A 13,254-nucleotide genomic window follows, 5' to 3' on the forward strand; every position below is an offset into this window, starting at 1 on the left:
AGGGTTTGAGGGTTTTCTGACAGGCACTATATAAGCGTTGGGACCATGAAATATCAACAGAACCTCTTGACCATCGGAGCAAGTTTTCCAGAGGGTGTTGGCTTTCGCTATGTGACTCTGAAGCACTATTTGACCATCTCCCGAATGATGCAGATGGAAAGGGATATGGTCTGCGTCAAGTGAATTACTGTGGGAGGTGAGCAGTGTTCCCAGTGGATTTTCACGAATAAACTGGTGCAGTATACTCGGATTGGTTTCTTTGAACTTTGGAGGAATGTGCATTTTTATTTTTGAGATAATCAGTAAGGAAAAGGGACACAGCCCACTTACATGACCAGTGTCACATAAGCAGGTAATACAGAAATATCCACTCTACCTCAAGCCTAAGCTAAAGATTATTTTTCCTTATAGGCAAACCTGGCAATACTTTTGGTATCACTAACCGGTACAAGCTCACCATAATTTTCCAGCTTGCCCTTCACAATGCTCCATGCTTGAAAATGATCATCATCCCACTTTTGTGGCTGTTCAACCGGGATCAAAATATCACTCGCTCCAGGGAGAGCTTTAAGAGTCAACAAAGTCTCCAGCTTACTTCCCCAAAGGTTGCCATGTTCAATTATTTTCTGAGGCTCTGTTTGGTTTAGATACAGAGGGTTAATAATCCTGCAGTAACTATCACAATCCTGAACCAGAGGCATCTTCACATGAAAAAGGTCAGTACCCAGCCGCTGTTTTCTGAAAGGATTCTTGAGCTGCAAGTCTCTTACAAACTTGCCGACACGCCTCTGCAAATTTGTTTCATAGCCTTCCGTTTTTGCAAAGTCATGCATAACGAAGCGCTCAAATAGAAGAGCTACCACATTGTCAGTATCTTTAACCATCCGAACGCGCTCTGGGCTGAAACGCAACAAAGTATCAAGTGGGCGCACAATCGTATCAAAGGCTGCTTGCGCCGTAATTTTCCCATTAACTACCGCTCGCTCAAGAAAGACCAATTCTTCCTGAAGAGCTTTAATGGCCCCAATGTATACCTTACGATCCAGATGATTGAAAAAGTCGGTATATCGCTTGGTCTTTTGAGTTTCAAGCTGAAAAGCAAACAGATTCTTTTGAGGGGTAGCTGTGATAATACCCACATTAGCGAACTCCCCAGTCTCGGGGTAGGGCATGAATTGCACAATGGCATAACGGCAAGCGTACTTATTCATTTCATGCTCCAAAATTCTGGGGTTTTGTACTTGTCCAACATGGTCAAAAGGGCTTGGGAGTCTAGCCTAAATGGGCGAGATTCCTCAAGATCCTCCCATTGCCAAACCTCATTTATAGTATCGACAGCAGGCTGAAAGGCCTCAAGAGCTTTCTTCATACGCTCCTGATATTCCTGAGCTGCCACCCAGTGGCCAAACGCTTGCCCTTTAACATCCTTGAAAATATGAGAGTTAAAGAAAAAAACCTCACCTTCCTCTTGGTCAAAGGAAAGGTTGTGATCGATAACCACTAACCTCTCCTCATGGGGTACCCAAAGCAAATTTGGGTTTACTGTAGTTCGATCAAAGTTCTTGATCCACCAGTCAAAAACCAGAATATCCGCCTGTAAGGGTATGGACACTTTAGTTAGAATTTCGTTCGCTCCAGGCCAACTGGCATAGGCAACCTGACGAGAGGCAAAACAGGTTCCAAACCCAAGATCTCTCAGCCTTTTCTCCTTGAGATTTTGATAAAGGTACTCATCTACATCTACCAAGCAAAAGTCAGCTACCGGCAACCCAAATGCTTTGGCCAAGTTGGCACATATCCACTCCTTTGCCTGATCAAACCTTTCAACCTGATAGCCTTTGACATAATAATTATGACCATCATCACCACAGCAAAGGTGTACTCCACTTTTCCCCTGAATAAGTTTTTCACTTACTTCATCAATCTGTATGCGCTGAACCAACTCGGCCGTCTCCCTGAAAGGGCAAGAAGTACATGGGAAGTAGACTTTGCTCTTTTTCTTTCTATGTCAATAACAAGGTCGTTGTGGGTAAGGCACTGACTCCCATGATCAGGAATCAGTGCCCCTACACCCAAAAACACGCTTTAAGAAAGCGCATCCAACTTGGCATAAGCCACCATCAGCCATTTACTGCCTTCGGTATCAAAGTTCACCTGCACCCGTGCCTGTGCTCCCTGACCTTCAAAGTTCAGCACTACGCCTTCTCCAAACATTTCGTGGTATACACGCTGCCCTAAACGCAGGTTAGTGCCGGGCACGTCTGCGCTGGGAACTGCGCGGGACGTTGCCGTAACCGGGCGGCTGATGCTGGCGTTCAGTCGTACTTCGTCCATCAGCTCCCTTGGTACTTCCCGGAGGAAGCGGGATGGGCGGTTCATGGTGTCCTGACCGTGAAGGCGGCGGTTTTCGGCGTAGGTCATGTAGAGATGTTCTTTGGCGCGGGTGATGCCCACGTAGCAAAGACGACGCTCCTCTTCCAAACCGTCCGGGTCTTCCATAGACATCTTGTGAGGGAACAGCCCTTCTTCCATACCAGCGAGAAACACCAGTGGAAACTCCAGACCTTTGGCCGAGTGCAGGGTCATCATCTGCACACTGTCGGTGAACTGGTCGGCCTGCTTATCACCGGCTTCCAGTGCAGCGTGGGCAAGGAAGGCATCCAGTGGTGAGAGCGTTTCCTGCTCTTCGTCGTCGAACACCTCTTCCGGATCAAACTCTCGGCATGCAGACACCAGTTCTTCCAGGTTTTCGATACGGGCACGGCCCTTCTCGCCTTTCTCTTTTTTATACATCTCGATCAGGCCACTGATTTGCACAGCGTGATCTGCAAACTCATGAAGTGGCAGGTCTTCGCCAGACGACGACAAACCTTCAATCATTTCGATAAAGGCTACCACCGAGTTAGAAGCACGGGCGGTGAGCAGTTTTTGGCTGATCATCTGTTTGGCCGCACGCCACATAGAGACATTGGCTTCACGGGCCACGTCACGAATAGCCTGCACGGTTTTATCACCAATGCCGCGAGGTGGCACGTTGATAACACGCTCCAGAGAGGTGTCGTCGTCACGGTTACTGGAAAGGCGCAGATACGCCATAGCGTTTTTGATTTCCGCTCGCTCGAAAAATCGCTGGCCACCATAAATGCGGTAAGGAATACCACAGCGCAGCATAGCTTCTTCCAGTACACGGGATTGCGCGTTGGAGCGGTACAGGATGGCGATATCACTGCGCGCCATGCCGCCATCAACGGTGCTTTGAATGCGATCACTGATAAAGCGGGCTTCATCCACCTCATTAAAACCGGAGTACACACGAATAGGGTCGCCATCCACACCTTCGGTCCACAGGTCTTTGCCGAGACGATCCGGGTTGTTGGCAATCAGAGTGTTTGCGGCTTTCAGGATGGTGCCGGTGGAGCGGTAGTTCTGCTCCAACTTGATGGTTTTGGCGTTACTGAAGTCGCGGGAGAAGTTGTGGATATTCTCAATTTTCGCACCACGCCAGCCGTAGATAGACTGGTCGTCGTCCCCTACCACCATCATATTGTCGCTGTCGCCTACCAGGTTACGCAGCCAGGCGTATTGCACGGCGTTGGTATCCTGGAACTCGTCCACGAGCACATAGCGGAAACGATCACGGTAATGGTCGCGAAGCTGGGTGTTGGTGAGCCACAATTCGTTGGAACGCATCAGCAGTTCCGCGAAATCCACCACGCCCAGTTGCTGGCATTGCTCCTCGTAGGCGCAGTAAATGGTGTGCATGGTTTTCTCATACAGATCATGGCCGGGATCGTAATGCTGGGGGCGCAGGCCTTCATCTTTTTTGCCGTTGATAAACCATTGAGCCTGACGGGGAGGCCACTTGGTGTCGTCCAACCCCATGGCTTTCATAATACGTTTAACGATGCGCAGCTGGTCATCACTGTCGAGAATCTGGAAGTTTTCTGGCAACCCCGCCTCTTTCCAGTGAGCACGAAGCAGTCGATGAGCCAAGCCGTGGAAGGTGCCAACCCACATGCCACGTACAGGCATATCGAGCATTTCTTCGATACGGCCCCGCATTTCCGCCGCAGCCTTGTTGGTAAAAGTGACTGCCATGATGGACCAGGGAGACAACCCTTCCGTTTGCACCAACCAGGCAATCCGGTGAACCAGTACACGGGTTTTGCCACTGCCAGCCCCCGCCAGCACAAGAAAAGAGCTAAGGGGAAGCGTGACAGCTTCACGTTGAGCATCGTTCAGAGAGTCGAGAATTGCGGTGACGTCCATAGCTCTAGTCAGTGGCTCCGGTAAAAAGGTGGCAAATAATTCTGACGGACAAGTGTAACGAAAACCGCCGCTGGTGTTTATCCGATGTTCTCGCGGTGCTGTATAGAGTATTAAGTACCCGGACCATTCTCTGGCTCACTTAACGGCAAACATCTTCTATAGTGAAATGATCTGCCAGCAAGATCATAAATACACAGGGAGGTGTTTGTGTCCGTAAAAATTTTCATCGGTATCAGCCTCGATGGATATATAGCCGACCGTGACGGCGGGTTGAATTTTCTTACTGACCCTCCCAACCCCAACAATCTGGATTACGGCTTTATGGAGTTTATGCTGCGCATAGATGGGCTGGTGATGGGGCGAAAGACCTTTGAGGCGGTTCTTAAGTCTTCCCCGAAGTGGCCCTTTTCCAAGCCGACCTTTGTGTTGAGCAAAACCCTGAAAGAAGTTCCTGAGAACCTGGAAGGCAGAGTCGACATTTTCGCCGGTACCCCTCATGAAGTTGTACGTGCCATGAAAATGAAAAAACTGACCCGCCTCTATATTGATGGCGGTAAGGTTATTCGTAGTTTTCTCTCGGAAGACCTTGTGGATGAAATAACACTTATCCAGATGCCTATCTTACTGGGAGGTGGTACACAATTATTCGGCTCACTCGGTGCCCATATGGAGTTTGAACATATCAATACCGAAGTATTCCAGAATGGTCTTTTGAAAAGCCGGTATCACCGCAAGCCCTGAGCTTTCCTTTAATACCTGACACTTTCCCTCATAGCCAACCTTCTGTGAGCTGTATAATCTCTGGTGATTTTTGTAGTCGGATTCCTGCCATGGCCTCTTCCCTTCGCACGCTTACAGCTGCTTTTGGCCTTTTCATCTTGGGCGTTTCCCAGACGAGCTTTGCTCATTTTCAGGAGATGATTCCCCAAACGCCGGTTGTAACCAAAAGCACGGGAAACACGCTGAACTTCGATATTCTCTTCACTCACCCGATGGAGGGGGGACCAGTTATGGACATGGGTGTCCCGACGGCAGCGGGTGTTATGGTGAATGGGGAGAAGGAGAATTTACTCAATAGCCTGATTCCTACAATCTACAAAAGAAAGGAATCCTACAGCCTGCAATACAAGGTGAAACGTCCCGGCACTTACCAGTTTTACCTCCAGCCAGCTCCGTATTTTGAGCCTGCAGAAAACATTTATATTCGCCAGAACACCAAAGTTGTTGTTGATGCCTACGGTGCTGGCGAAGGCTGGAACCAACCCGTTGGTCTGCCCAGTGAAATCATTCCTTTAACGCGCCCCTATGCCCTGTGGACAGGCGGCAGCTTTACCGGTGTTGTCATCCATAACGGCAAACCTCAGCCCGGCGCAACCGTTGAAATTGAATTCCGCAACACGGATAAGGTCGCCATTCCCGCAGATGCTTATCTCAATCAGGTGGTTATCACCAATGCCAATGGAGAGTTCACCTACTCATTTCCCCGTGCAGGATGGTGGGGATTTGCGGCCCTGATTCAGGAAAAGAGCACAATCAAGGGAACTGACGGTCATAAGAAAGAGGTTCTTTTGGAAGACGATGCCGTGCTCTGGGTTCACGCCCGAGATATGAAGTAGAGGAGCTATATGCATATTGTTGATGGAGTTCTGTCTGCACCGGTACTGATAGCCGGTGCTGCTGTTTCAGCAGCAGGTTGTGCCACTGGCCTGAAACAGATGACGGAAGAGAAGCTGCCCCAAACTGCTGTGCTCGCAGCCATGTTCTTTATCGCCTCCCTGATTCATGTGCCCGTTGGCCCGTCCAGTGTGCATATGGTGTTTACCGGATTGCTGGGGCTGGTGCTGGGGTGGCTGGCCTTTCCCGCCATTCTTACAGGTTTGATTTTACAGGCGCTGTTCTTCGGGTTTGGCGGACTGTTTGTGTTGGGCGTGAATGTGATGAATATAGCACTGCCTGCGGTCATCACCGGTCATCTTTTACGCCCCTTGTTGAAGAATTGCTCCCGAAAGAAGGCATCGGTTGTCGGGTTTGCTGCCGGAGTCTTATCTCTTGGGCTGACAACCCTGATGGTGGCCACATCACTCGCCTTGAGTGGAGATGAGTTTATCACGGGAGCCAAAGCTGTATTCCTTGCTCACATTCCTATTATGGTGATTGAAGGTGTGCTGTCGGCCTTTGCAACCTCCATGCTTTATCAGGTTCGCCCTTCTGTATTGGGACTCAAAGCCGTTTGATTATGATGAAACGATGCATTGCCATTCTGGCTCTGGTGCTGTCTGCCAGCCCGGCCTGGGCTCACAAGTTCAAGATATTTGCCACGGCAGAAGGCCCGGTTATTCAGGGTGAAGCTTACTTTGTGGGCGCAGGAAAGGCTCGGGGAGCTGCTGTTGATTTGCTTAAGGATGGGCAAGTGATTGCCAGCACCAAAGCAAACGACAACGGCTCATTCACCTTCCAGTCTCTTACACCAGCTCAATACACCATTCACGCAAATGCCTCCCAGGGGCATGTGGCGGAGTACACCATTACTGCGGAAGAGATGGGTGGAACTTCAACATCCCCTCCCGCTGAAGACACTTCAAAACCAACACCCCGAGGCTCCGGGCACTTGGCTTCAGTGGTTGATCAGGCAGTAGACCGAGCCGTAGCACGGCAACTGGTTCCACTGCGCAAACAGATCGAGCAGCTGCAGGAAAAGCGTTACTACCAGGATATTCTTGGCGCTATTGGCTACATCTTCGGACTGGCAGGTTTCGCGGCATTTTATCTTTCCAGAAAAAAGAACAAGTGAACCAGCTGTTACCTGTTGATCGCCTCGACCCCCGTTCCTGCCTGCTGGCAGCCTTTTCCTTTACAGGAACAACCATGGCAGTTAGCAGCCTGTCACTACTTGTTGGTATGGTCCTTATCGCAGCTATTGCCGTTATCTGTTTTTCTCGCATAACACTGACAAAAGCCGTAAAGCGCATTCTCGCCATCGACGGTTTTCTGGTTTTTATGTTGTTGCTGGTGCCGTTTCAGATACCCGGTGAGACGGTGTTTACAGTGTTAGGATTTCACGCAACGCAGCCCGGACTTGAACGCGCGGTTCAACTGGCACTTAGAGCTAACGCAGCCATCCTTATCATGCAGGCACTCATCAGCGGTATGGAAGCGGCACACCTTGGTCATGCCCTGTACCAACTGCGCTGCCCACAAAAGCTGGTTGCGCTTTTATTGTTTACTGTGCGCTACCTCGACCTGCTGCAGAAGCAATATCACACTCTGCAAAACGCTCTCAAAGCCCGAGGCTTTCACGCGGGTTTTAACCTGAGAAGCTGGAAAACACTGGCCTGGGTTTATACAACACTGTTGATCCGCAGTATCGACCGAGCCGAACGGATGCTACAGGCCATGCGCTGCCGTGGGTTTGATGGCCGCTGGCATGTGATGACAATATCCCACATGGGTTGGGCTGATGCAGCCTTCCTTATTTTTAATGCCGGAGTATGCGGTGCTTTTCTTGGAGTTCAGTTTTTATGAGTGCACCGCTGATTCAGGTTGAAGACCTTCATTTCTCCTATGGTGAACAAGCACCTGTGTTTCAGGGCGCCTCTTTCAATCTTTATAGTGGTGAGCGGATCGCATTGCTTGGCCCTAACGGCTCCGGGAAAACGTCGTTGCTTCGGCTGGTTATGGGGCTGCTAAAACCCGACAGTGGAACCATAAAACTGTTTGGCCAATCCATGAGCAACGAGAAGGATTTTCGTAAATACCGTGGGCGAGCAGGTTTATTGTTTCAGGATTCTGACGATCAGTTGTTTTGCCCAACCGTGCTGGAAGAAGTGTGCTTCGGCCCGCTCAATCAGGGCATGAAACCAGAAGAGGCAAAGGCACAGGCCCGCACAGTTCTCAAGCAGTTAGGAATAGAAGCGCTGGAAGAGCGGATTACCTGGCAGCTCTCCGGCGGCCAGAAAAGGCTTGTGGCTTTAGCGTCTGTGCTGGCAATGGAGCCGGAGGTTCTGCTGCTGGACGAACCTACAAACGCTCTGGACAACCCGACCCGCGAACGGCTGATCCAGATTCTGCTGGAACTGCCGCAGGCGATGATCTGCATTGCCCATGATGATGAGTTTCATGGGCAGCTGGCGACCCGTTCCCTAAGAGTGGAAGGCGGTTGTTTAGTGGACGCTTGATCCATTTTCACACAGGGAATATTGAGTGCTTCAGAGGTTGTACACAAGGCCCCAGAATATGAACGAGAATTATGCTCTGTGTAAACACGCTACGGCAAACTGGCGAAGGTATTCGACAAGTGCATGGGAAGCAGCTTCCGCACCACTTGCATCACCATCGGCCACACAATTCATAATATTTGCGTGAAGCTGAGCCGGGTGCACCGTTTCTACATGCTGCAACGGGTGCTGGTGACGAAACCAGAAAATCCGTGACGGGCCTTGCAACGGACGCATGACCTTACTGATATATTCATTACGGGCTGCGTCCACCAGAGCATCATGACACCCACGCAGGTACTCAAGAAACAGCTTTTCGTTTTCTTCACCGGCACACTGTAAAATCCCCACGGCCAACTCGGTCATTCTTAGCTTTTGTTCTGCGGTTGCACGCTCCGCTGCCAGCTTCGCACACAACGCCTCCAGCGGACGACGAACCTCCAGCAGTTTAAGTTGATTCTCAACAGTGATATCAGGGATCTGAACACCACGACGGGGATGAATCACCACCATCTGCTCCCAGGCCAGTTTTTGCAAAGCCTCCCGCACCGGGGTTCTCCCCATACCTACAGCTTCAGCCAGTTTTTTTTCAGAGTACATAGCCCCTGGGGCTAACTTCTGAAAAATAATCATTCTTTCCAACTGCTCACAGGCTGCTTCTGTAAGAGATACTTCCAAGCTCATAAATTCCCAAAAAAACAAACGATTAAATCAACCTGCAACCAGCACTTTTCGGCGGCCCCGCACAGTACGTACGATACCTACCAGGCTGAAAACAACCCAAACAATATTGTTGACAAAGGAAGCCAGGTTGAAAGTGTGTGTCAATGATATAAGAAAACACACCGCACCTCCGAGGTTTAACAGCGAATACCGTAATTCTTCAGTTTCCATCCTTCCCAGTTGCACCAAAACAAACGGTGTCAGATAGATCACAACACCCACAACACCAGTTACATCGTAGGGGTCCACTTCCCATTCCTCATTTGGGCGTTCAGCACCATGCCGAATCGAACACTCAGACATTAACGGATGCGCCTCTCTGGTTTGTTTGATGCAAGTCAAACCTCATAAGGAACAATGGACATACCATTTACATATCACTGACATATCAGTTGCTTTTCAGTTTAAGGGGTTAGTACACATATGGAAGGCAAAGGAAGCAACAGTTGCAGGTGTAGCGCAGGCCGCCTGATAAGCAGGGATAACAGCCTGTTTAACTGAATATCCACCGGCTGAAGCCGGTGGATTAGCTTTAAGAGGTGTACGCATCAATCTGCATGTATAGCAACTCTAACTACTGCTTATGAATACCGTATACAGCATGGTCCAAAACTCTGTCACCAACCTTTTCACAGTTGGAGATAATTCCCTCTAACCTCATTCCCAGACGTTCACACACAGCCCGACTGGGCAGATTATCTTTTGCCGCACTAATCTGTACTCTCTCCATACCCAGAGTTGTGAAGGCGTAGTCAATCAAGAAGCGGCATGACCTGGTGATAATTCCAAAGCCCTGATGAGACTCTGAAAGCCAATAACCAATTTCAGTTTTCTTGAGATTGTGGTGAATGGCGTTAAACCCAATGTTGCCAACAATTGTTCCTTTGTACTCTATCGCACAACTCATACCTTTATTTTCTGCGTACCTTTTCAGGGACCCTTTTACGAAATCCTTGTAGCTGTCTACCGTTTTGCAGTGTGCAGGCCACGCAAGCCATTGGGACAGGTAATCGTAGTTTTTATTGACCAGCTCGTAGTACTTGGGTGCAAAGGATTCATGTTCCAGATATAAACAAATGTCTTCATCAACGGTTAATTTGAACACTTTATTTTCCTTTTTATTGCCGCAAAAGTGGACACAACCGCAGTGTACGTCTCCATCCATCACGAATCATTGACCAGAGTGCTATTTCCGGCGCTTGAATCCAGCATGACTCCCTCGGCTACCACTGTCGCCTTAGTCTGTCAGACATTAGAGCTCGAATAACTTGATATCTTCCTTGTTGATTGCCATACCTTCTATCCCTTTTGTTATGGCGGTTTATGGGGTGAGTTGTGTTAGGGGTTTATGAGAGGCAGCGATTCTTCTACGCCAGTTGTTTCCTCCTGTCTTTAGGGTTTGGTGTAAACACTCTGGCCGCAGGGGAATCTGGAGCAGACCTGACTATGACTCTGAAGAATAAATATAATGAGCACGATTTTCTGGCTGCGTGCCGTGAAGGTAATGTGGATGTGGTGCAGTATTTTTTAGATCAAGGTGATTTTAAGGTTAACGAAGAGTTTATCTCTGGAGTGTCTGGCATGCCTGTTCACGGTCTTTTTATGGCAGCTCAGAATGGCCATTCCGGGGTGGTTAAGATTGTAGTGAAGGCAGGGGCAGAGCTTAATCAAACATGGAGCGGTGCCACGCCTTTGTATCAAGCGGCTCAGAATCAACATTCCCAAGTGGTTCGGATTTTAGTGGACGCAGGGGCAGAGCTTAATCAAGCATGGGAAGGGCTCACACCTTTGTTTCCAGCGGCTCAGAATGGCTATTCCGAGGTGGTTCAGATTTTAGTGGACGCAGGGGTAGAGGTTAATCAAACATGGAAAGGTCGCACACCTTTGTATCAAGCGGCTCAGAATGGCCATTCCGAGGTGGTTCAGATTTTGCTTAATGCCGGTGCTGACCCACTTATTACATTGAGGCGGTTTTGGTTTTCCAACAAAAGTCCATTGAGCGTAGCAAAAAAGAATAGACCTTTGTACAGAAGAACAAACCCTGCCATGTATGACAGGTATACAATAATCACTAATCTACTCAAGCAGGCAACACGTAAATCCAAGGCTTTCAAACAAGTAACAACCCACCCCCCTAGTGAAGAAGTGCCTTTATTAGGAGCGTTTTCCGCTCTCAGATTGCACCACAGCTCAAAGTAATAGCACCACATAGCTATAGCTTTTCTGGCTTGGCGATCCTTAACCTTATTCGTTGAACCAAGCCGCTACGCGGCGAATATAACCCGATAGGCTGTTTCTTCTAAAACTCTCCCCAACCGCGCCATAATGGAGCGGATTGAGGAGAGGTCACACTGATGAATCGCAACGAACAAGCCCGATTCGATCGTCTTTACCAAAACACCGAACGGCCCTGATTCTCCAAGGCAAAAGTCAGTCCACCCTGGATCTCTACAGCCGCCCGCTGCGCAGGATAGCTGCTTTTTTTGATTGCTGCCCGGATCGCCTGACACCGGATGATCTGAAATCCTACTTTGCTGATCTGGTCAAAACCCACTCCTGGAGCACCGTCAAAACCGACCGTAACGGGCTGCAATTTTTCTGGAAGCATATCCTTGGCCGGGAGTGGAACTTTATCGAGATAGTGAAGCCACCGATTGTGCGCAGCTTACCCGATGTTCTCACACAGACAGAAGTGGCCACATTGATCCGTGGCACCCACAAATACCGGTACAAGATATTTCTATTCACTGTTTACAGCATGGGGCTCCGTCTTGGTGAAGCCCTCAATCTGACTATTCATGATATTGATGTTCACCTGCGTCACTGCAAGGGAGGCAAGGATCGTTTCGTCCCGCTGCCCAGGCGAACACTTGTCGCTCTCCGCCACTACTGGAAAACCCACCGAAATCCCAAACTTATCTTCCCGGATGGAAGAACGGATGAAGAACGCCATTACGCCAAAACCGTTATGGATCGCCGGGGCATCCAGAAAATGGTACAGCAGCGGGTTCAGGAATCCCGTTTCAACAAAAAGGTCAGCACCCATACCCTGCGTCACAGCTTTGCCACGCACATGCTCGAGAGTGGTCTTAACCTGCGGGTGATTCAGGATCATCTGGGGCATATGTGTCCAAAAACTACGGCCCTCTATACCCGGCTGACAGAAGTGACCCAACAGGATGCCAGTCAGACGATCAACGCCCTGATTGATAACCTCTCACTCACGCCTTCCAAAACGGGGAGGTGTTCATACACCGTCAGAAGGCCTGACACTGCAAGAGTGCCAGGGGTGTCGAATGGCCCGTAATGACCGGCCGAATGTTTCTGGAATCAGTGGCCGGATGTTTCCGGAATACCCAAACACTCCCGGGAGAAGACTTTCTGTGGTTGATCTTGCAGCATGTTCTGCCGAGAGGGTTTCAGCGGGTTCGCAATTACGGGCTTTTACACAGTAATGCCAAAAAACTGATAGTACTGGTACAGCTGATACTGAACGTCAGGTTATCGATAACAGAACCCGTTGTTCGGCCCGTTTTTTACTGTAAACACTGCGGTGAGGCGATGAAGACTATAGCCCGCCAGTATCTGAAACCGACATAAAGACAGATAAAGGGGCAGGAGGCTCAGCACAGTGAGCCATCAGTCACAATAGAGGAGAATGAACCGCTGTCAGACACTCATCCACCCTGGCTGCCGCAGAGCTTAAGTGGCAGCTGGATTGCGCTCACCCTGAAAAAATTGAATCGCCGGAAAACCTTTCATAGTTCCATCCGTTCAAATACCAATTTGCAATAGAGTCTCAATAAGGCCTGTCAAATCCGGGCTTGTTCAACAATGGGATAAGATCGCGGCTTCGCGCGATCTATCCTTATTCGTTATATGAAAATTGGCACAAATCTATTTTCTTTTTTTGATTGGGATAACAAAGCTTGATGGGTACTGTCTGTGTTTGTCCGTGATAGCATCGGTAATACCAAAATCAAGAAATATAGCACTTGCTATTATCTTCCCACCCATTTAGTCTTCTCCAATACGAAATGAGCCTGAA

At 49.2% G+C, this 13,254-nt stretch carries 15 protein-coding genes and 1 pseudogene; 9 read left to right on the forward strand and 7 right to left on the reverse strand.

What is annotated here, in order from left to right; all coding sequences use genetic code 11:
- The 4 genes from E1189_RS06185 to uvrD all read right to left on the reverse strand — a co-directional run.
- Positions 1–282: FMN-binding negative transcriptional regulator (locus E1189_RS06185; RefSeq protein WP_196221259.1), on the reverse strand; the 282-nt coding region annotated here is incomplete at its 3' end.
- 113 nt (positions 283–395) lie between these two features.
- Positions 396–1,211: a DUF3037 domain-containing protein gene (locus E1189_RS06190; RefSeq protein WP_155159170.1), complete on the reverse strand. Its 816-nt coding sequence runs from the start codon at positions 1,209–1,211 to the stop codon at positions 396–398.
- On the reverse strand, positions 1,208–1,942 hold the full coding sequence (locus E1189_RS06195) for a HipA family kinase (protein ID WP_155159171.1): 735 nt from the start codon (positions 1,940–1,942) through the stop codon (positions 1,208–1,210). Before E1189_RS06195 ends, E1189_RS06190 begins: the two co-directional genes overlap by 4 nt.
- A 143-nt stretch (positions 1,943–2,085) precedes the next feature.
- Positions 2,086–4,269: a DNA helicase II gene (uvrD, locus tag E1189_RS06200; RefSeq protein WP_155159172.1), complete on the reverse strand. Its 2,184-nt coding sequence runs from the start codon at positions 4,267–4,269 to the stop codon at positions 2,086–2,088.
- A 207-nt stretch (positions 4,270–4,476) separates the two neighbouring features.
- Between uvrD and E1189_RS06205 the strand changes: the two genes are divergently transcribed.
- The 6 genes from E1189_RS06205 (at position 4,477) to E1189_RS06230 (ending at position 8,444) form a co-directional block, all read left to right on the forward strand.
- The gene (locus E1189_RS06205) at positions 4,477–5,010 is read left to right on the forward strand and encodes a dihydrofolate reductase family protein (RefSeq protein ID WP_155159173.1); all 534 of its coding nucleotides are present in this window, start codon (positions 4,477–4,479) and stop codon (positions 5,008–5,010) included.
- An 89-nt stretch (positions 5,011–5,099) separates the two neighbouring features.
- Positions 5,100–5,885 (forward strand): DUF4198 domain-containing protein, encoded by a 786-nt coding sequence (locus tag E1189_RS06210; RefSeq protein ID WP_155159174.1) that lies wholly within the window; start codon positions 5,100–5,102, stop codon positions 5,883–5,885.
- Positions 5,886–5,894: 9 nt separating this feature from the next.
- Positions 5,895–6,503 (forward strand): cobalt transporter CbiM, encoded by a 609-nt coding sequence (cbiM, locus tag E1189_RS06215; protein ID WP_155159175.1) that lies wholly within the window; start codon positions 5,895–5,897, stop codon positions 6,501–6,503.
- A gap of 2 nt (positions 6,504–6,505) precedes the next feature.
- On the forward strand, positions 6,506–7,060 hold the full coding sequence (locus E1189_RS06220; protein WP_155159176.1) for an HI_1622 family ECF transport-associated protein: 555 nt from the start codon (positions 6,506–6,508) through the stop codon (positions 7,058–7,060).
- Positions 7,057–7,791 (forward strand): cobalt ECF transporter T component CbiQ, encoded by a 735-nt coding sequence (gene cbiQ, locus E1189_RS06225; protein ID WP_155159177.1) that lies wholly within the window; start codon positions 7,057–7,059, stop codon positions 7,789–7,791. The genes E1189_RS06220 and cbiQ overlap by 4 nt, the downstream gene beginning before the upstream one ends.
- Positions 7,788–8,444, forward strand: a complete 657-nt coding sequence (locus E1189_RS06230; RefSeq protein ID WP_155159178.1) for an energy-coupling factor ABC transporter ATP-binding protein — start codon at positions 7,788–7,790, stop codon at positions 8,442–8,444. The genes cbiQ and E1189_RS06230 overlap by 4 nt, the downstream gene beginning before the upstream one ends.
- A 69-nt stretch (positions 8,445–8,513) precedes the next feature.
- Here E1189_RS06230 and E1189_RS06235 read toward each other — a convergent pair whose 3' ends face one another.
- The 3 genes from E1189_RS06235 to E1189_RS06245 all read right to left on the reverse strand — a co-directional run bounded on the left by E1189_RS06235 (position 8,514) and on the right by E1189_RS06245 (position 10,311).
- Positions 8,514–9,167, reverse strand: coding sequence for a GntR family transcriptional regulator (locus E1189_RS06235; RefSeq protein WP_155159179.1), 654 nt, complete (start codon positions 9,165–9,167; stop codon positions 8,514–8,516).
- 27 nt (positions 9,168–9,194) lie between these two features.
- A complete protein-coding gene (locus E1189_RS06240) occupies positions 9,195–9,509 on the reverse strand; it encodes a CBU_0592 family membrane protein (RefSeq protein WP_155159180.1) in 315 nt (104 codons plus the stop codon).
- A 271-nt stretch (positions 9,510–9,780) separates the two neighbouring features.
- On the reverse strand, positions 9,781–10,311 hold the full coding sequence (locus tag E1189_RS06245) for a GNAT family N-acetyltransferase (protein ID WP_329601921.1): 531 nt from the start codon (positions 10,309–10,311) through the stop codon (positions 9,781–9,783).
- A gap of 341 nt (positions 10,312–10,652) precedes the next feature.
- On the opposite strand from E1189_RS06245, the gene E1189_RS06250 reads away from it, so the two are divergent.
- From E1189_RS06250 to E1189_RS26210, 3 genes and pseudogenes are all read left to right on the forward strand, one after another.
- A complete protein-coding gene (locus E1189_RS06250; RefSeq protein WP_155159182.1) occupies positions 10,653–11,405 on the forward strand; it encodes an ankyrin repeat domain-containing protein in 753 nt (250 codons plus the stop codon).
- A gap of 136 nt (positions 11,406–11,541) precedes the next feature.
- Entirely contained in the window at positions 11,542–12,513 is a 972-nt protein-coding gene (locus E1189_RS06255) for a tyrosine-type recombinase/integrase (RefSeq protein WP_230460216.1), read from the forward strand.
- Positions 12,514–12,563: 50 nt separating this feature from the next.
- Positions 12,564–12,806, forward strand: a pseudogene (locus E1189_RS26210) (transposase); the annotation flags it as partial.
- Between the last annotated feature and the right edge of the window lie 448 nt (positions 12,807–13,254).

Source organism: Parendozoicomonas verongulae (assembly GCF_009711465.1).
GTDB classification, from domain to species: Bacteria; Pseudomonadota; Gammaproteobacteria; order Pseudomonadales; family Endozoicomonadaceae; genus Sansalvadorimonas; species Sansalvadorimonas verongulae.

Bases quoted from the DNA above. Each gene is read 5' to 3' on its own strand.
- uvrD (WP_155159172.1), bottom strand. From the start codon at position 4,269: ATGGACGTCACCGCAATTCTCGACTCTCTGAACGATGCTCAACGTGAA.
- E1189_RS06250 (WP_155159182.1), top strand. From the start codon at position 10,653: ATGACTCTGAAGAATAAATATAATGAGCACGATTTTCTGGCTGCGTGC.
- E1189_RS06240 (WP_155159180.1), bottom strand. From the start codon at position 9,509: ATGTCTGAGTGTTCGATTCGGCATGGTGCTGAACGCCCAAATGAGGAA.
- E1189_RS06220 (WP_155159176.1), top strand. From the start codon at position 6,506: ATGATGAAACGATGCATTGCCATTCTGGCTCTGGTGCTGTCTGCCAGC.
- cbiM (WP_155159175.1), top strand. From the start codon at position 5,895: ATGCATATTGTTGATGGAGTTCTGTCTGCACCGGTACTGATAGCCGGT.
- E1189_RS06235 (WP_155159179.1), bottom strand. From the start codon at position 9,167: ATGAGCTTGGAAGTATCTCTTACAGAAGCAGCCTGTGAGCAGTTGGAA.
- E1189_RS06210 (WP_155159174.1), top strand. From the start codon at position 5,100: ATGGCCTCTTCCCTTCGCACGCTTACAGCTGCTTTTGGCCTTTTCATC.
- E1189_RS06190 (WP_155159170.1), bottom strand. From the start codon at position 1,211: ATGAATAAGTACGCTTGCCGTTATGCCATTGTGCAATTCATGCCCTAC.
- E1189_RS06230 (WP_155159178.1), top strand. From the start codon at position 7,788: ATGAGTGCACCGCTGATTCAGGTTGAAGACCTTCATTTCTCCTATGGT.